This is a genomic window from Vibrio sp. Vb1337 (assembly GCF_033338715.1).
In the GTDB taxonomy this organism is placed as follows: Bacteria; Pseudomonadota; Gammaproteobacteria; order Enterobacterales; family Vibrionaceae; genus Vibrio; species Vibrio alginolyticus.
The window spans coordinates 30,253-48,246 of the sequence record NZ_JAWOTD010000021.1 but is presented as its reverse complement, the minus strand read 5'-3'; the positions used below and the strand labels follow the sequence as shown (position 1 = coordinate 48,246).

General features: G+C 45.4%; 20 protein-coding genes and 1 other RNA gene. 8 read left to right on the top strand and 13 right to left on the bottom strand.

The features are described from left to right. Positions 1–112: 112 nt before the first annotated feature. The 8 genes from era to rpoE all read right to left on the bottom strand — a co-directional run bounded on the left by era (position 113) and on the right by rpoE (position 7,383). Positions 113–1,075 (bottom strand): GTPase Era, encoded by a 963-nt coding sequence (era, locus tag R7E42_RS19430; RefSeq protein ID WP_005380931.1) that lies wholly within the window; start codon positions 1,073–1,075, stop codon positions 113–115. Further along, a complete protein-coding gene (gene rnc / locus R7E42_RS19425) occupies positions 1,068–1,745 on the bottom strand; it encodes a ribonuclease III (RefSeq protein WP_005380932.1) in 678 nt (225 codons plus the stop codon). The genes era and rnc overlap by 8 nt, the downstream gene beginning before the upstream one ends. A gap of 21 nt (positions 1,746–1,766) precedes the next feature. Beyond that, positions 1,767–2,666 carry a signal peptidase I gene (gene lepB, locus R7E42_RS19420; protein ID WP_064354307.1) on the bottom strand — a complete coding sequence of 300 codons (900 nt, stop codon included), beginning with the start codon at positions 2,664–2,666 and terminating at the stop codon, positions 1,767–1,769. Between the two features lie 104 nt (positions 2,667–2,770). Beyond that, positions 2,771–4,564, bottom strand: coding sequence for a translation elongation factor 4 (gene lepA / locus R7E42_RS19415; RefSeq protein WP_005380934.1), 1,794 nt, complete (start codon positions 4,562–4,564; stop codon positions 2,771–2,773). A 158-nt stretch (positions 4,565–4,722) separates the two neighbouring features. Next, positions 4,723–5,193 (bottom strand): SoxR reducing system RseC family protein, encoded by a 471-nt coding sequence (locus tag R7E42_RS19410; protein ID WP_005380936.1) that lies wholly within the window; start codon positions 5,191–5,193, stop codon positions 4,723–4,725. Between the two features lie 2 nt (positions 5,194–5,195). Next, entirely contained in the window at positions 5,196–6,155 is a 960-nt protein-coding gene (gene rseB / locus R7E42_RS19405) for a sigma-E factor regulatory protein RseB (protein ID WP_005380941.1), read from the bottom strand. After that, a complete protein-coding gene (locus tag R7E42_RS19400) occupies positions 6,152–6,778 on the bottom strand; it encodes a sigma-E factor negative regulatory protein (protein WP_005380944.1) in 627 nt (208 codons plus the stop codon). Before R7E42_RS19400 ends, rseB begins: the two co-directional genes overlap by 4 nt. A gap of 26 nt (positions 6,779–6,804) precedes the next feature. After that, positions 6,805–7,383 (bottom strand): RNA polymerase sigma factor RpoE, encoded by a 579-nt coding sequence (gene rpoE, locus R7E42_RS19395; protein ID WP_005380946.1) that lies wholly within the window; start codon positions 7,381–7,383, stop codon positions 6,805–6,807. Positions 7,384–7,937: 554 nt separating this feature from the next. Between rpoE and nadB the strand changes: the two genes are divergently transcribed. After that, entirely contained in the window at positions 7,938–9,551 is a 1,614-nt protein-coding gene (gene nadB, locus R7E42_RS19390) for an L-aspartate oxidase (protein WP_005380947.1), read from the top strand. A 22-nt stretch (positions 9,552–9,573) separates the two neighbouring features. Here nadB and R7E42_RS19385 read toward each other — a convergent pair whose 3' ends face one another. Both R7E42_RS19385 and R7E42_RS19380 read right to left on the bottom strand, forming a co-directional pair. Beyond that, positions 9,574–10,035, bottom strand: a complete 462-nt coding sequence (locus tag R7E42_RS19385) for a protein YgfX (RefSeq protein ID WP_224721353.1) — start codon at positions 10,033–10,035, stop codon at positions 9,574–9,576. After that, positions 10,004–10,264 (bottom strand): succinate dehydrogenase assembly factor 2, encoded by a 261-nt coding sequence (locus R7E42_RS19380; RefSeq protein ID WP_005380951.1) that lies wholly within the window; start codon positions 10,262–10,264, stop codon positions 10,004–10,006. The genes R7E42_RS19385 and R7E42_RS19380 overlap by 32 nt, the downstream gene beginning before the upstream one ends. A gap of 189 nt (positions 10,265–10,453) precedes the next feature. Here R7E42_RS19380 and ygfZ point away from each other — a divergent pair, with 189 nt between their 5' ends. From ygfZ to R7E42_RS19365, 3 genes are all read left to right on the top strand, one after another. Further along, the gene (ygfZ, locus tag R7E42_RS19375) at positions 10,454–11,422 is read left to right on the top strand and encodes a tRNA-modifying protein YgfZ (protein ID WP_054577171.1); all 969 of its coding nucleotides are present in this window, start codon (positions 10,454–10,456) and stop codon (positions 11,420–11,422) included. Further along, the gene (locus R7E42_RS19370) at positions 11,415–11,888 is read left to right on the top strand and encodes an aminoacyl-tRNA deacylase (RefSeq protein ID WP_053306796.1); all 474 of its coding nucleotides are present in this window, start codon (positions 11,415–11,417) and stop codon (positions 11,886–11,888) included. Before ygfZ ends, R7E42_RS19370 begins: the two co-directional genes overlap by 8 nt. Before the next feature lie 639 nt (positions 11,889–12,527). Beyond that, complete coding sequence (locus R7E42_RS19365; RefSeq protein ID WP_005380970.1) at positions 12,528–12,734, top strand: DUF1107 domain-containing protein; 207 nt, start codon at positions 12,528–12,530, stop codon at positions 12,732–12,734. A 65-nt stretch (positions 12,735–12,799) separates the two neighbouring features. Here the strand turns inward: R7E42_RS19365 and R7E42_RS19360 are convergent, their stop codons facing one another. The 3 genes from R7E42_RS19360 to R7E42_RS19350 are packed head-to-tail and all read right to left on the bottom strand — an operon-like array spanning position 12,800 to position 15,820. Next, complete coding sequence (locus R7E42_RS19360) at positions 12,800–14,008, bottom strand: FAD-dependent 2-octaprenylphenol hydroxylase (RefSeq protein ID WP_318072926.1); 1,209 nt, start codon at positions 14,006–14,008, stop codon at positions 12,800–12,802. Positions 14,009–14,039: 31 nt separating this feature from the next. Beyond that, entirely contained in the window at positions 14,040–15,218 is a 1,179-nt protein-coding gene (gene ubiH / locus R7E42_RS19355) for a 2-octaprenyl-6-methoxyphenyl hydroxylase (RefSeq protein WP_167415449.1), read from the bottom strand. Positions 15,219–15,241: 23 nt separating this feature from the next. Next, a complete protein-coding gene (locus R7E42_RS19350) occupies positions 15,242–15,820 on the bottom strand; it encodes a YecA family protein (protein WP_005380976.1) in 579 nt (192 codons plus the stop codon). Between the two features lie 249 nt (positions 15,821–16,069). On the opposite strand from R7E42_RS19350, the gene R7E42_RS19345 reads away from it, so the two are divergent. From R7E42_RS19345 to rpiA, 4 genes are all read left to right on the top strand, one after another. Beyond that, positions 16,070–16,378: a cell division protein ZapA gene (locus R7E42_RS19345; RefSeq protein WP_005384553.1), complete on the top strand. Its 309-nt coding sequence runs from the start codon at positions 16,070–16,072 to the stop codon at positions 16,376–16,378. A gap of 8 nt (positions 16,379–16,386) precedes the next feature. Next, positions 16,387–16,571: non-coding RNA, 6S RNA (gene ssrS / locus R7E42_RS19340), on the top strand. Positions 16,572–16,576: 5 nt separating this feature from the next. Beyond that, complete coding sequence (locus R7E42_RS19335) at positions 16,577–17,176, top strand: 5-formyltetrahydrofolate cyclo-ligase (RefSeq protein ID WP_025768838.1); 600 nt, start codon at positions 16,577–16,579, stop codon at positions 17,174–17,176. 53 nt (positions 17,177–17,229) lie between these two features. Further along, a complete protein-coding gene (gene rpiA, locus R7E42_RS19330) occupies positions 17,230–17,886 on the top strand; it encodes a ribose-5-phosphate isomerase RpiA (RefSeq protein WP_005380982.1) in 657 nt (218 codons plus the stop codon). The last annotated feature ends 108 nt before the right edge of the window (positions 17,887–17,994 follow it).

Genomic DNA, 17,994 nt, shown 5'->3' with positions numbered 1-17,994 from the left:
AGTCATTGTGCCTAAAAAGTGTGAAATAAAAAATAAGGAGCCGAGCGGCTCCTTATTTTAATCGATACTGATTTTTCATCGATGTTGGAGCGAAGCACCTTCGCAGCCAAGATTATAAATCGTCTATATAACCCAACGATCGCAACGCTCGTTCGTCGTCTGCCCAGCCAGATTTCACTTTTACCCAGGTTTCTAGGTAAACTTTACGACCGAACAATTCTTCCATATCCAAACGCGCTTCGCGACCAATGGTTTTAATCTTCTCGCCGCCTTTGCCAATCACCATTTTCTTCTGACCATTACGCTCAACAAGAATCAAGGCATTGATGTGGAAACCGTCGGTTTCGGGGTTGTAATCAAAACGTTCAATTTCAACCGTTACTGAGTATGGCAGCTCTTCACCAGTAAAGCGCATCAGCTTTTCACGCACAATCTCAGACGCCATAAAACGCTGAGAACGGTCAGTCACGTATTCTTCTGGGAAGTGATGCGTTGCTTTAGGTAAGTGATTACGCACGTGCTTACGCAGTACGTCAATGTTCTTACCTTGCTTGGCAGAGATTGGCACAACATCCACGAAGTCCATCTTCTTCGACATCTCCGCCATGTGTAGCATCACGTCGTTACGATCTTGTACGTTGTCGACCTTGTTTACACAAAGCACAACTGGGAAGTTCGATTTTTGAAGTTTGGTCAGCACCATCTCATCGTCTTTAGTCCAATGCGTACCATCGACTAAGAAGAACACAAGGTTTACATCACTCAATGACGAGTTAGCTGCACGGTTCATCAAACGGTTGATCGCACGCTTTTCTTCAATGTGAAGTCCAGGCGTGTCGACGTAAATCGCTTGGTAATCGCCGTCCGTATCCACACCCATAATACGGTGGCGTGTCGTTTGCGGCTTACGAGAGGTGATCGAAATCTTCTGACCCAAAATCTTGTTCAAAAGTGTCGACTTACCTACGTTTGGACGACCAACAATAGCAATAAAGCCACAGTGTTGGTTTTCTGGCGAGCTTGGCTCACCTTGTGATGCGAAAAACGCATCGATATCGAATTCGTTATCAGCCATTTGTTAATTGCTCAAGTGCTGTTTCAGCAGCCGCTTGTTCTGCCTTGCGGCGGCTGGTGCCTTTACCGATTACAGGCTTATCCACACCTGCTACTTCGCACTCAACCGTGAACTCTTGGTTGTGCGCTTCACCTTTAATATTAGTCACTGTGTAGACAGGCAGCGGTTTTCTTCTGCCTTGTAGGAACTCTTGTAGGCGAGTTTTCGGATCTTTCTGTGAAACGCCTGGTTTAATGGCTTCAAGGCGTGACTGATACCAACTCAGTACAATGCCTCGCACAACTTCAAGATCACTGTCTAGGTAAATTGCGCCAATAATGGCTTCAACCGCATCGGCTAAAATAGAGTCTCGGCGAAAACCGCCACTCTTCAATTCACCTGGACCTAATTTTAAATAATCTCCTAGATCGAATTCACGACCCAGTTCCGCCAATGTATGTCCGCGAACCAAAGTAGCACGCATGCGGCTCATGTCACCTTCGTTCACTTTTGGGAAACGATGGTACAGATCATCAGCGATGACAAAACTTAAAATTGAATCGCCCAGAAACTCAAGACGTTCATTGTGCTTACTGTTGGCGCTGCGGTGCGTCAGCGCCAAATTGATAAGCCCGGCATCTTGAAACTGGTAGCCGAGCTTTCTCTCTAGTTTATCAATTGGAGAATTCATACTCTCTCGATATTTGAATGGTTAGTGAATGCCACCGATGCGGTTAAAACGCACACCAGTTGGAATCCATGAAGGTAGAACACTATCTGCGCCACGATCAAACTCGAAGCTGATCCAGATCGCGACAGCTTTACCGACTAAGTTTGCTTCTGGAACAAAGCCCCAGTAACGGCTGTCAGCACTGTTGTCACGGTTATCACCCATCACAAAATACTGACCTTGTGGTATAACCCACTCTGTCGTGCCGCTGCGTGGGAAATATTGCTCCACGCGGTTACGCACAAGAGGGTTAACCAAAATATTGTGCTCAACGTTACCCAATTTTTCATCCAGTTGGATCATTGGAATACCGTTCGAGCTAAACTGACTTTCTTCAACATTGCTCAGTTTAACTGGCTTACACGCCGATTCGCCTTGGCTTTGCACGCAAAGCTGCTTATCACTTGAATAACGCACGATATCACCAGGTAAACCAACTACACGCTTAATGTAGTCCACACTTGGTTGTGGTGGGTATTTGAATACCACGATATCACCACGCTCAGGCTTACCAGTTTCCACTAGCTGAGTACGCCATACTGGGTCTTTTAGACCGTACGCGTACTTCTCAACTAAAATGAAATCGCCAACCAGCAAGGTAGGCATCATTGAGCCTGATGGGATTTGAAATGGTTCGTAGATAAAAGAACGTAATACTAAAACGAACGCGATCACAGGGAAAATAGAGACGCTATTTTCAACCCACCAAGGCTGACGCTCAACTTTTTGCAAGGTCACTGCATCCAAACCATTAGACGTCTGAGCTTGAATCTCAGCCAGTTTTTCCTGACGCTTTTTCGCGAAAACCAGCTTTTCCAATAGCCAAACCACGCCAGTTACCAAAGTCGCAATAACCAACATCAGTGAGAATGTATTCGCCATTAAATTCCCTTATCTAAAAATACGAAAGTGAAAGAGCCGAAACCCTTTCACTTATTTTAATATCTAACGTCTTAAGACCGACAAGTGTGAGACAAAGTTCAACTTTAGTCTTTACCTACGTGAAGGATGGCTAGGAACGCTTCTTGAGGCAGCTCAACGTTACCGATCTGCTTCATGCGTTTCTTACCTTCTTTCTGTTTCTTCAGAAGTTTCTTCTTACGACTTACGTCACCGCCGTAACATTTCGCAATAACGTTCTTACGCAACTGTTTTACCGTTGAACGAGCGATAATGTGGTTACCAATTGCCGCTTGGATTGCGATATCAAACATTTGGCGAGGGATGAATTCTTTCATCTTCTCTACCAACTGACGACCGCGAGTCTGAGACTGATCTTTGTGTGTGATCATCGCCAATGCATCAACAGTGTCACCGTTAAGAAGAACGTCTACACGTACCATGTTCGAAGCTTCAAAACGCTGGAAGTTGTAATCCAAAGATGCGTAACCGCGTGATGTTGATTTCAGACGATCGAAGAAATCCAGTACCACTTCAGCCATTGGAATATCGTAAGTCACAGCGACTTGGTTACCGTGGTAAACCATATCAACTTGACTGCCTCGCTTTTCAACACACAGAGTGATTACGTTACCTAGGTACTCTGAAGGCACAAGGATATTACAACGTGCAATCGGTTCACGAATTTCTTCAATGTCATTGATCGCTGGTAGTTTTGCTGGGCTATCAACATACAGCAGATCGCCATCTGTCTTCTCAACTTCGTAAACTACCGTTGGTGCTGTGGTAATAAGATCCAAGTCGTATTCACGCTCTAGACGCTCTTGGATGATTTCCATGTGCAACATGCCAAGGAAACCACAACGGAAACCAAAGCCAAGTGCCGCAGAGTTTTCTGGCTCGTAGAATAGCGATGCGTCGTTAAGGCTTAGTTTGCCTAGTGCGTCACGGAAGTTTTCGTAATCGTCGGAAGATACAGGGAACAGACCTGCGTAAACCTGAGGTTTAACTTTCTTAAAGCCAGGTAGCGGTTTATCACAACCATTCTTCGCTAGAGTCAGCGTATCACCAACAGGGGCACCAAGAATGTCTTTGATACCACAAACAACCCAACCTACTTCACCAGTACGAAGGGTATCGGTATCCACTTGTTTTGGCGTAAAGATACCAAGGCGGTCTACACCCCAAACTTGGCCCGTACTCATCACTTTGATCTTATCGTTCTTCTTCAGTTCGCCGTTTTTAATACGCACTAGAGAAACAACGCCAAGGTAGTTATCAAACCATGAGTCTATGATAAGCGCTTGTAGTGGCGCATCTGGATCACCTTCCGGTGCTGGAATCGCTGACACAATGTTCTCTAGAACGTCATCAACACCGATGCCTGTCTTCGCAGAACAGCGGGTTGCTTCCATTGCATCGATACCAACGATTTCTTCAATTTCTTCCGCTACACGTTCAGGATCGGCTGCTGGTAGGTCAATCTTGTTCAAGATTGGCACAACCTCTAGATCCATTTCGATCGCGGTGTAACAGTTAGCCAGTGTTTGAGCTTCAACACCTTGACCCGCATCCACAACCAATAGCGCACCTTCACAAGCCGCTAGAGAACGTGATACTTCATATGCAAAGTCAACGTGCCCCGGAGTATCGATGAAGTTCAGCTGATACGTCTCACCGTCTTTAGCGGTGTAGTTTAGCGTCACACTCTGAGATTTGATGGTGATGCCACGCTCACGTTCAAGATCCATAGAATCCAGAACCTGTGCGGCCATTTCACGATCGGTTAACCCGCCACAAACTTGGATTAGACGGTCTGATAGGGTCGACTTACCATGGTCGATGTGGGCGATAATCGAAAAGTTACGAATGTGCTTCATAGATTTAGGGTGACTAACTCTTTACAAATAGGGACAGTAAGAAACGCCATCTACTGACGGCATTTCAATCAAGTTGGCAGATTCTACCGAATTTCGTTAACGGGCGCACGTAATTTAAAGTACATACCCAAATAACCTTTAGTGGAGGGGGACAGCACTTACTGGATTGGCTCTCCAAGTACCCGAACGAGGGTAACTTGGCGCTTGGATTCATCTTCTAACGGACGAGAAACACGTTTTGCGATCCACATTCCACCAGCGGCAAACAATACCGATGCCAATATGATGATGCCTTCCCCGCCGGCTGTCAGCGGCGCTAACAGGAAGTGACCAAACATCGCACCGATAATCAAACCAAACAATGGCAGTAAATAAACCGCCATTGCTGATTTTATTAGGCTTGACTCAGGAAAACCAATCTCGACGACTTGACCTATTTTCACCGATTTATCCGTGCGCAGGTGCCAAGATAAACTCTTGTTACCAATGGCTTTAGTAACAACGCCCGTTCCACAGCTTTTCTGTGAAGAGCAACTACTGCAACTGGTCTGCTGTTCGCAACTTAAATCAATTTCGAATTGCTTGCCGCGACGATGCACGTCTGTCACGGTAGCCAACGCGGTCATCATTGTTATTTACTCTTTGTTACATTAAATGTGACAGATTGGGCGATACGCTGTGCTGTGGTCGGTGGAATGTCTCCTACAACAGAGATTTCATGTTGACCGCTCACAAAACTGTGTAGCGTTCTTCTGCCTTGGCGAACCAACTGCCCTTTTAACGAATGCTCATCTTTGTTTGCTACGTAAACAGAGAAGCTAAACAGACCATCAGAATACAGCTGACTCTCCACCATTTGGTTAGTAACGGCCATACGATAGCGGTTGAGCTCGTTCGGCTCGAAACCCTCAGGGATCCAACCAACCTGCCAATTACTGGTCCCAATATCGCCTTTTGGCATGGTTAGAACAGCAGGTAATTGAACATCTTGCAAGCCACTCATTAACTCTGCGATTTTTGGGTTTACCGTGTAAGAAATAGTGCGATATTGTTCAAGCATTTCACCATCGCGGTCCACAAGGTCGGCACGTAACGGCAATTTACTCTTTTCATCGATCCATAGTACGTATGAATAGCGCAGACCGTCTTTAGGAACAATACGCAGCACTTGTGTTGCCACACCAGCTTCACGAGCTCTGCCCACTTTTACATAGTCGTAATACAAGTTTAGCTCATCGATATTGGTGTTGAGCATAGGCATCGTCGGAGCGACCATTTTACCTGACTCGATGGTGAACGGTTCTAAACCCGTTTCGATATAACTTACTTCAGTTCCGCGACGAATCACTTCACGCACAGGGCCACTTAAGTAGACAAGATGAGCATATTGATCGTCACCATGCGTGGCATGACGATACAGCAACGGCTCAATGCTGTTCTTTTTGATAAGGATATAAGAGAGTTCGTAACTTAAATTCTTACTCGCCTCGCTCATTTGATGCAATAAAGCCTCCGCTGGCTTATCACCAGCAAAGGCTTGAGAAGACATCATACTGAACAGAGCGCAAGCGCTGATCAGAAATTTTTTCATTCAATATCCGGATTCAGATTTGCATCTTGTTGAGATGCATCACTGTTAATTCGTAACTGCAATTCGTAGTCTCGCAGCATAGCATGAACACGCTTGCGCTGCTCTTGCATATTTGCCTCGCCTACAGAACGTTCTACAGACTCACGAGTCAAACTCACTGGTTCTGCGCTGCCAGCAAACGGAACCGTCTGCAATACAGGTAATTGATCTGTTTGCGGCGACATTGAATCGCTACCACCGTACTGCTGTACACCTAAAATAACAACAAGCGATACACATGCAGCAACAGCAACTTGACCAAACTGCGTCAACCAACCTGGCAACTGACGTTTTGCTTTTTGCGGTTCTGGTTGCGACTCTTTTGGCGTATCCGCAATTGAGATAACATTTGCACTGTGCGAATCAAACGCACGGTGTGCAGGTTCATCTTCTAACGCTAACGCCACGCTTTCAGCAATATTCCACTCAGGTTTTGCTGGCGCTTCGCCTCGCATCACATCACCAATCAGGTGATAGTTCTGCCAAGCATCACGGCTCTCTTGGTCTTGCTCTAACTCTTGAATTAAAGCCTTATCGACCAATTCTCCATCCATGAGAGCTGAAAGTTTTTCTTTGTCAGCCATTATTTTCACCATAGTTATTACTTGTACTAGCGTTGCAAAAGAGGTCTGATTTTCTTTTCCACCGCCTCACGAGCACGGAAGATACGCGATCGTACCGTTCCTACCGGGCAATCCATCACTTCTGCAATTTCTTCATAACTCAAGCCATCGAGCTCTCGTAATGTCATTGCGGTTTTTAAATCTTCAGGTAAAGCTTCGATTGCACTGAACACCACCCGTTGCAATTCTTTGGACAACGTTAAGTTCTCAGGGTTCGATATTTCTTTAAGTGCACTACCTGTTTCGTAAAATTCAGCATCTTCAGCATCGACATCTGTCGCTGGAGGTCTACGCCCTTGAGCAACAATGTGATTTTTCGCAGTATTCACTGCAATGCGATACAGCCACGTATAAAACGCACTTTCCCCACGAAAGCTAGGGATAGCTCGGTAAGCTTTAATAAACGCTTCTTGTGCTACATCTGGTACATCGCCAGGATTACTAACGTATCTGGAAATAAGATTACATACCTTATTCTGGTACTTTGTTACCAACAGGTTGAATGCTTGCTTATCGCCATTCTGAACTCGCTCAATCAATACTTGATCGGTCAGCTGCTCGTTCATTCGAGCGGATACTCCTATTTGTTATGCCCCTACTCTTCTCAGATATGGGTACTAATTATGCAAAACGTAGTATTGACACCACTGCTTACTTGAGCACTATTGTGACCCTAACGTGAATGAGAAAGTTCCATGGTTTCTCAAGTTTTTTGTCATTGTTTTTTCACAGTGTGATGTCTGTACCCAAATGACCACCGCTGCCTGACTTTAGTCTAAGTTTGACAAGCGAGCATCTTGGAGGGAAATGGGTATAATGAATGATCTCTGTCCCAGATTGTGCTGGGTCGAGCATGGAAAAGCAATGGCATTGACAAACTATTACTTTTCATTTGCATGGCTAATGGCTATCTGAACACCGCGTTACAAATTATAACTTAGGAAGCATGCTCATGCTCTGCATGAAAAAGAAGAGTGGCTCAGTCACCGCCGTAACACGGACGTCGATAGGTCTCCCAACTTAGCCCTTAGCGACAGATGTCGCGATAATGGAATGCACATGGTGTGCAAATAATACACAAGGTAACTTTGTTACCTTAGCTTGGGATTATAAAAGTTATATGAACACAAATCGTGAACATGAGTGTGATGTATTAGTGGTAGGGAGTGGCGCGGCAGGTTTGTCGTTGGCTTTGCGCGTTGCTAACCACTGTAAGGTGATGGTGCTGAGTAAAGGACCACGCAGCGAAGGGGCAACCTACTATGCTCAAGGCGGTATCGCTGCCGTATTTGATGAGTCAGACACCATTGATTCACACGTTGAAGACACGCAAATCGCCGGGGATGGTATTTGCGATGAGGAGACCGTAAGGTTCATTGCTGAGCATTCAAAAGAGTGTGTACAGTGGTTGATTGACGGTGGTGTCCCATTTGATCGTGAAGAAGATGACTCTGACGATGAACCTCGCTACCACTTAACTCGTGAAGGTGGTCATAGCCGTCGTCGTATTCTTCACGCGGCAGATGCGACAGGTATGGCGATGCAAACCTCCCTGCAAGATAACGCTCATAACCATCCAAACATTCATGTTCTCGAACGTCACAATGCTCTGGACTTAATCACCGAAGACAAAATTGGCGGTGATAAAAACAAAGTTATCGGTGCTTATATTTGGAACCGCAACGAAGAGCATGTCGAAACCGTGCGAGCCAAATTTGTGGTTCTCGCTACAGGTGGTGCTTCAAAGGTTTATCAATACACCTCTAACCCAGATGTGTCGTCTGGTGATGGTATTGCGATTGCTTGGCGTGCAGGGTGTCGTGTGGCGAATATGGAATTTAACCAGTTCCACCCTACGTGTTTATATCACCCAGAAGCACGTAACTTCTTGCTGACTGAAGCGTTGCGTGGCGAAGGTGCTTACCTGCGTCGTCCAGATGGCTCTCGCTTTATGCCGGATTTCGATGAACGTAAAGAGCTTGCTCCGCGTGACGTCGTGGCTCGTGCTATCGACTTCGAAATGAAGCGTTTAGGTGCCGACTGTATGTATCTCGACATCAGCCATAAGCCTGCTGACTTTATTACGAAACACTTCCCAACCATTTATTCACGTTTGATGGACTTGGGCATTGACATGACTAAAGAGCCAATCCCAATCGTACCTGCTGCACACTACACTTGTGGCGGTGTCATGGTGGATAGAAATGGCTGCACCGATCTGAAAAATTTGTATGCGATTGGTGAAGTTAGCTACACCGGCCTGCACGGTGCTAACCGCATGGCATCAAACTCACTTCTCGAATGCGTGGTTTATGCTTGGTCTGCGGCAAAAGATATTCTAAAACATCACACTAACGTTGAGCTACCCTCACAGGTGCCATGTTGGGATGAAAGTAAAGTAACCAATAGTGATGAAGAAGTGATCATTCAGCACAACTGGCACGAGCTTCGTCTGTTTATGTGGGACTACATGGGCATTGTGCGAACTGACAAGCGTTTAGAGCGCGCCTTACGCCGTATCCAACTGTTGCAACAAGAAACACACGAGTACTACAGCAATTTCCGAGTGTCGAACAACTTATTAGAACTGCGTAACCTTTTACAAGTAGCAGAGTTGATGGTTCGTTGTGCGATGCAGCGTAAAGAGAGTCGAGGTTTGCACTACACGCTTGACTATCCGAACCAACTGGAAAACAGCGGACCAACGATTTTGGTTCCAGCTAAACAGCTTTAACTTTACCAATTAAACTATTACATCAGCAGGGAGCATTAGCTCCCTGTTTCATTTCCCATTGGCGTAATACCAAAGATAGTTGACGATACTGCTCATCGTCACAGCTATCACGCCAAATCGTAACACTACGGCCAGATTGCAATTGGAATGTTATCTTGAATGGTGATGCCGATGTATCGACTCGCTGTAAATGACCCTTTTCGGACTCAATATCTTCCGAGTATTCGCCATACTCAAGGGCATCAAACCTAACCGAGCCATCGCAGTGCACATACCAATGCCCATGACTTGTAGGTTGAACAAGGCCTTGGCTTGAGAGAGCCTTAACAATCAGTAATAACAAATAAGTCGATAATACGAGCGGAATGCTAGAGAGGATAACAGCCCAAGTCATCAATAAGAAAAGTACAACATTGAGGACTCGGGCAGTCAGAGAGGGAGAAGCAGTAAAATTAACGAACTTTGCTGAGGTTATGGGCGACAATTTTATCAACCATTGCTGCATGACCTAAATTTTCGCTACGGCCATGCCCCATTACCCAAGTAAACAGATCAGGATCATCGCATTCAAGTAAAGAAACAAAGTCACGCTGCTCTTGTTCACTCAGAGTATCAAAGCACTCTTCAAAAAACGGCATAATTACTACGTCAAGCTCAAGCATGCCTCGACGACAAGCCCATTTAATACGCGCTTTTTCTTCCGGAGTGTACATTCACTATTCCTTCATAGATGTCTTGTTGTTAGTGCGGAGTGTAACAAGGGATGTGCTACGTCACTAGTGTGCGGGTCACAATACGATAGTGAAAGCAGACAAATGTTGATTCGTAAATCGCTCCCCTAGTATCTCAAGGTTATTTGGGTATAACATAGCGGAAAAATATCTTCAAAAGGCATTGTAATTATGGAATGGCAAACTCGTTTTTCAGCATTACCTCTCTCAACTCAAGACGCACTTCCAGAGTTATCTATCTCACTGCTGGATAACTTCGGCATGATCACCATGATCGGTGACGATAAAAAATCATACTTACAAGGTCAGGTTACCTGCGATGTTGTTTCTTTAGAACAAGACCAATCAACACTGGGCGCACATTGTGATGCAAAAGGCAAAGTGTGGAGCGTGTTCCGCCTTTTCCATCATCATGATGGCTACGGCATGATCCAACCAAAATCGGCGATTGACGTAGAACTTAATGAAATAAAGAAATACGCCATTTTCTCTAAAGTAACGATTGAAGCTTCTGATGACGTTATCTTAGGTGTTGCTGGCGTCAAAGCCGACGAATTCATTTCAACAATGAGCAAGACAACTGGCAGCGTTCGCCCAGTTGACGGTGGCACAGCAGTGCAAGTTGCACAAGATCGCTGGTTACTGATATTAAGTGCGCCAGAAGCACAGCAAATCGTTGAAACTACCGACGCTGTCTTTACGACAAATGAGCTTTGGAATCGTTTCGATATTGAGGCAGGTCTACCATTTGTCTCTGCATCCGCGCAGAATGCTCACATTCCACAAGCACTTAACGTGCAAGCTTTAGGAGGCATAAGCTTCACAAAGGGCTGCTACACGGGACAAGAAACGGTAGCACGAGCGAAGTATCGCGGTACCAATAAACGTGCGATGTATATCGTAAAAGGTGCAACTTCTGCTCCATTCAGTGACGAACCAATTGAGCTCGAACGCAGCGTAGGTGAAAACTGGCGTTCAGTAGGTGCTTTGTTAAATCACTACCAGTTCAGTGACAATCACGCGATTGGCCTGATCGTACTGCCTAATAATCTCGATGAAGACACTCGTCTTCGTTTGGTTGCGCAACCAGAATGTGAATGGACAATCGAATCACTGCCTTACAGTCTTGATGATGAGTAATACAATCAATACTCCTTTGATGCAATTTCTCACAGACCAACACATTCCGTTTCGTCTGTTACCGCATCAAAGACCAGCAACCACCATTGAGGATGCCGCGCACCAACGCGGCATTCGCCCTTCTCAAATGGTGAAAGCAATCTTGCTACGAGACATGGGTAATCAATATGCACTAGCCTGTGCACCAGGTGATCGTAGCGTTGATCCCAAAAAAGTGCGCTCGTTACTGAAATGTCGCCGGATGACTTGTGTTGATCAAGCCGATGTTGAGTCCATCACTGGTTACAAAGTTGGTACTGTCACTCCTCTGTTACTCAAACGTCATATGCCAATCGTGTTCGACCCCAGCTTACTAGAAGAACAGGAAGTCACGATCAGCAGTGGCGATCGAATGGCTGGGCTGGCGCTTTCTATTCAAGATCTTATCCAATTGTGCCAGCCGACCGTAGCTGAGATCTGTCGTTAATCGTCTAAAAACAATGTAATGACACGTAGTGTTTCTATCACTGCGTGATCTCGCTCATATCTACAAAAATAGACATGAGAATTTTTAATCACATATAAAACATAAATAGTCACAAAGATAAAACTCGTATATGCTGAATTTGTTGGTTAAGTTTCAAACAAGTACTTAACCGATATAAAGTGAGTCAGCTAGCTGAGTGACAGCATTCATGCAGTTAGTTATCCACTTTTGTGTAATGCATCTGTGACTATTCGCCCGCTGAAGCGGGCTTTTTTTTACGTGGAACTTTTTCTCTTTCATTTCCTCTAATCGTTAGAACGTAAAGTGTGTTGCGCGAGGCACGACCTTAATAGAAACAACTAGCAAACAACCGTTTTCGTTCTATTCTTAATTCTGTAACAAAACTATTGCTTAATGCGTCACGTAAAAAGGAGTGTATTGGCGTAAGGGTTCCTTTAGAGAGGTTATTTTTGGGGTAATCCTCACGCTATTTAAGAGATGACACTGTCAAATTGTCTAAGACAACACAATTCTCTGACGCAACACCCTACATCTGTATTTAATACTATTGCTGTCACAATAATTTTCGCGTCCAGAACGTAGAATACCTAGGCTAGGCTAGATAAAAGGAAAGTAAATATGAGACTGTTTAAGCGCTATACACCAAGTATGATTGCTAAACATATAAGTCGTCTTTTTAAAGGAAGAATTTATATTTACGGGGTCGGTAGATTCGAGTTTGATAACGGTAAGTTAATACTGCCGGAGAAAGCAGAGCAACGCCATTTCCGAGCGGTCAAAGAGATCAATCAAGAAATAATGAAACTCCGATGCGCATATGCTTAGCAAAATGTTGATAAAACAAAGGCTGGATTAACCAGCCTTTTGTGTATTTGAAGTTCGCTTTGCACTTACTGACGCGCCAGATCCGGCAAGTGTCCCTTTAAACCAAGCGCGCGCTTCATGATCTCATCTTTCGCTCCCGGCAGTTGCCCCGCTAAACTCAAGCCAATGCCACGAACAAGCTTCTTAGCAGGGTTCTCGCCAGAGAACAAATCTCGAAACCCTTGCATAGTAGCGATCATCTTTGCCGCTTCCGCTTTTCGCCAACGCTCGTAGCTTCTTAGGTTGCGTTTACTGCCGATATCTTGACCCTGCTTCCAAAGTGCTAATACTTCTTGAGCAAGACTGGCCGCATCTAATAAACCTAAATTCACACCCTGCCCCGCTAATGGGTGAATGGTATGGGCCGCATCACCAACCAGCGCGACTCGCTCGACAACAAAATCTCGCGCATAGCGCATTTTCAAAGGAAACGCAGCACGCTCTCCCACTACTTCACATAGACCAAGTCGAGCATCAAACTCACTCGTCAACGCTTTATTGAAATCATGTTCACTCATCGCCACTAACTGCTCTGCTCGATTTGGCTCCGTGGACCAAACAATAGAGCACATATCTGGTTGCGACATTGGCAAAAATGCCAACGGTCCGTGAGGAGTAAATATCTGGCGCGCAATGCTGTTGTGTGGCATAGCAGTTTTGACATTCGCGACCAAAGCATGATGACCATAGTCCCAATGCGTTAATGGAATATCCATTTGATGGCGAAGCCACGAATTCGCCCCATCGGCTCCGACCACTAATTTAGCGGTCATGGCTTGGCCATTATCGAGCGTCAGCCAGCTTTCTTGCTCACCGACCGCGAGAGTCGCGCAACGTGCAGGCATAAACATCGTGACGTTATCGAGCTTTTGGACTTGTTCAAGCAGTGTAAGTTGAATCACACGATTCTCAACAATATGCCCTAAATCAGGTTGTGCCATACTTTGTGCATTAAATTCAATGCTGGCAAAGCTATCTTGTTCCCATACTTCCATGCCATGGTAAGGCGAAGCTCGGCGCTGTTCTATGCCCTGCCAAGCACCAAGTTTACGCAAAATCGTCTCACTAGAGCGGCTCAGCGCAGACACACGAACATCGGGCAATTCTTTCAACGAATCATCTGGCACTTTACCTTCAATAACGGCGACACGCAGATCACTGTCTTTGAACGCGGCAGCAAGTGCCAACCCAACCATCCCTCCGCCGATGATGGCGATATCTACACTTTGCATCATTGCTTTTTATTACCTAATTCAGTGCGGCCGTTCATCGTTTTACCAAGCCAAGTGTATGGCGTAGTAGCGGCTGCTTAAAAATAGAAAGGTTATCCATCGCTGCTAAGGCAGTATTTCGGCCAATTCGCATCGCGGGTAAATCATTTGAAAAAACATGCACCAAGGCACTGGTTAGCCAAATAGTTTCGCTTCGATCTGTTTCTCTACGTTGACTAAAGCGCATCAGGCCTTGATAAAGACCCACATCCTCACTTTGCTGCACAATTTCTTCTGCTAGTGAGACTACATCGCGAATACCGAGATTAAAGCCTTGTCCAGCTATCGGGTGCAGCGTTTGCGCCGCATTTCCAACAATCGCAAAGCGATGTGAAATATTTTGCTTTCGATGGCGAAGAAGCAATGGGTAACTTGCACGGCGCCCCACTTTTTTCATCGCGCCTAAACGCCAACCAAAATAGTTCTGTAAACGCTGGAGAAATGCTTGATCAGATAACTCAAGAACGGCTTGGGCTTCTTCAGGGTGCAAACACCAAACTAAGGACATTCGATTGTCACTCATTGGCAATAAAGCAACAGGGCCATTTTCAGTAAAACGTTCAAAGGCTCTACCTTGATGAGGTTCTTGAGTCACAATATTGGCAATGACAGCCACTTGTTCAAAATCTTGCTCAGAAAGTTCTAGACCAATTTTCTGACAACAGGTCGAAACAGCACCATCTGCAGCCACCAGCAGTTTTGCTTCAAGTTGCTCACCACTTTTCAACGTCACATGGGTACAGTTTTGCTCGCGCTCGATATCGGTAACCGAGTCAGGACAAAACAGCGTAATTGATTCGCTGCTGTCTAATAATTCTTGATATACACGCCCAACATCGGCTAATTCTACAACATACCCTAGAGCTCCCACCCCAACCTCTTGCTTGGTAATCTCCGTCATCCCAGCATGAGAACGGTCAGAAACGTGGATATGTTCAATGGGGGTGACAAACGGTTCTACTGACGTCCAGAGCTGTAGTTGACGCAACAGATTGACAGTACCGTAAGACAATGCGATTGAGCGAGAGTCAAAACCAGGGTGCATATCTGATTGTGCTTTAAAAGGCTCAACGACGGCAATGCGGAGCTTTCCCTGAGACAAATGGTCAATCGCCAATGCTAACGTTGCACCAGCCATGGCACCACCAGCAATGACTACATCATATTGCTTCATACTAACCTCTGGACGGTCTACGATTAGTGAATAGTAGGTTTTTTGTCGCTGCTTTCAGGACGAACACCAAATTCAGCATGAATCGTTAGTACGCAAGCTTTGATGTGCTCAATCACTTGCTCTAGCAATTGCGCTTGTTCACCAAGATCGTCATCTTCATCAATGCCTAATTTGGCAATCTCTTCTAGATCAGCCAGTGCTTCTTTAGCGTCATCAGATGCTTTGTTAAGCGCAACGCCTGCTAGACCTAGCCCAGAAATAAAGTGGTTTACAAAGTCGGACACACTGTCGGCTAATGCGAATAAGCCTTCTTCGCCCGGCTCATCTGGCAATAGTAAAGACAGCTCCATTGATGTGCCAGTAAGCTCATTAACAGTAACGTTGAATATGCTCTGAGCAAAAGTGAGTGCTGTCGAGGGCCACCCCATCCCATCATTGGTGTAGTCAAAAAGAATCGGCTGCCAAGTTTGATCATTGATCGCCAATCCACCACTTAACATGCCAACAAATAAGCCATGTAACTCCGCCGGTGTCACAGCCAGGCTTGCCGATTGCAGTTCAGCAGCAATAGATTGGTATTCAGGAAGGGTGATTTCACTCATAACTTGGCTCATTCTTACGTAATAATGTATTGGTATATCCTACCATCAAGGTTAGTGGTCTGAAACGGCTATCAAATTCAATTTTGGACAGCATTTGTTCAATTTGCCCAATTCCTGTGTGATCTCGTCATCATTTCTCTTTCTGTGATGGGAAATGCTTGAATCTTAATAGCGGTTTTCCTATAGTTTGCTCCTCGGTAGTTGTATGAAGCAACACCTTAGATAGCGCGAATATAGAGTTTATTCATCATGAGCAATCAAGCGATCGACGTTGAAATATTAGGCAAACTTACACGAGTGAATTGTCCGACAGGACAAGAAGAGTCTCTTGTTGCAGCGGCAAAAGATCTGGATCGCCGATTGAAAGAAATGAGCGAACGTACTAAGGTAACCAATGAAATCCAACTGCTGACCTTTGCTGCATTGAATATTTGCTATGAGTTGCACACCAAGTCATACGAATCCAATGGTCAACAGCAAGAAATTACTGAGCGAATGGAAAAGCTCACCGCGTCTTTAGAGAACGCACTAAGCAAAGTTACGCAAGGACAGCAGTAAATACAAAATTTACCCTGGGGTGTGCGTCAGCAGGATTTAAGTCCCTGAGCCGATAAGCAATACCTAAGGGTTAGTATTTGGTAACTATTGAGCAAGCTCGGCATGCACCGAGAAGCCTACGGTTGTCATTGCTGATCCGCCTTGAACCAGCTGGTTCAAGGGCCACAATCCTCAACGGCACCCTGGGGTATTCTCTCTATGTCAGACCTCTCTCGACAAGACTTCCGCAAACTGATTCGTGAAAAGCGCAACGCTCTGTGCAGTGATACACAATACCAAGCGGGAATCGACCTTATTACTCAATTTTCCCAACTTCCTGAAATCGAGCAGGCGCAACATATTGCCATCTACCTTTCTGCAGACGGTGAGCTTGATACTAAACCGCTCATTGAATGGTTATGGCAACAGGGAAAATCGGTTTATCTGCCCGTCATCCATCCCTTTTCTAAAGGTCAGTTACTGTTTCTTCAGTATATAAGTGATGAACAGCTCGTCTACAACAAGTACGGCATCTTAGAGCCCAAGCTCGATATCAGACACCTCAAACCCGTTCGCCAGCTTGATTTAATCTGCACACCTTTAGTTGGGTTCGACAGCATCGGACACCGCTTAGGCATGGGCGGGGGGTACTACGATCGTACTCTGTCACGTTGGTTTATAACTGGAGAGGGTGCTAAACCTGTCGGTATCGCTCATGACTGCCAACATGTAGAACGCTTACCAATTGAAAGCTGGGACATTCCATTGCCTAAGATCGTGACCCCAAGCCAAATATGGCAATGGGAAAGTGACAAGTAAGCCGCTATAATCACGCCCGCAAACGTTAACGAACATCTATTCAGGAGATTGGCATGACTCAAGATGAAATGAAAAAAGCGGCTGGTTGGGCAGCACTAAAATATGTTGAGAAAGGCAGCATTGTCGGTGTTGGTACTGGCTCTACCGTGAATCACTTCATCGATGCACTAGGCACTATCAAAGATGATATTAAAGGTGCAGTGTCTAGCTCTGTCGCTTCAACTGAGCGCCTTAAAGAGCTTGGTATTGAAGTATACGAGTGTAACGATGTAATGAAGCTGGATGTGTATGTTGATGGCGCAGATGAGATCAACCCAGCACGTGAAATGATCAAAGGCGGCGGTGCGGCTCTGACTCGTGAGAAAATTGTCGCAGCAATCTCTGATAAGTTCGTATGTATCGTTGACGGCACTAAAGCAGTTGACGTACTTGGCCAGTTCCCATTGCCTGTTGAAGTAATCCCAATGGCACGCTCTTACGTGGCTCGTGAATTGGTAAAACTAGGTGGTGATCCAGCTTACCGTGAAGGCGTTGTGACTGACAACGGCAACGTGATTCTGGATGTGCACAATATGCAAATTACCAACCCGAAAGAAATGGAAGACAAAATAAACGGCATCGCTGGTGTGGTGACTGTGGGTCTTTTCGCTCATCGTGGTGCAGACGTAGTGATCACTGGCACACCAGAAGGTGCAAAAATTGAAGAATAAATAACAGCCCAAAATGAACCTATCTGGTTCACTTTTCTGTTATTTCATTACATACGGTGCTGCAAGGCACCGTTTTTTATTCCTTTCTATAAGAAAATTATCTCTTAT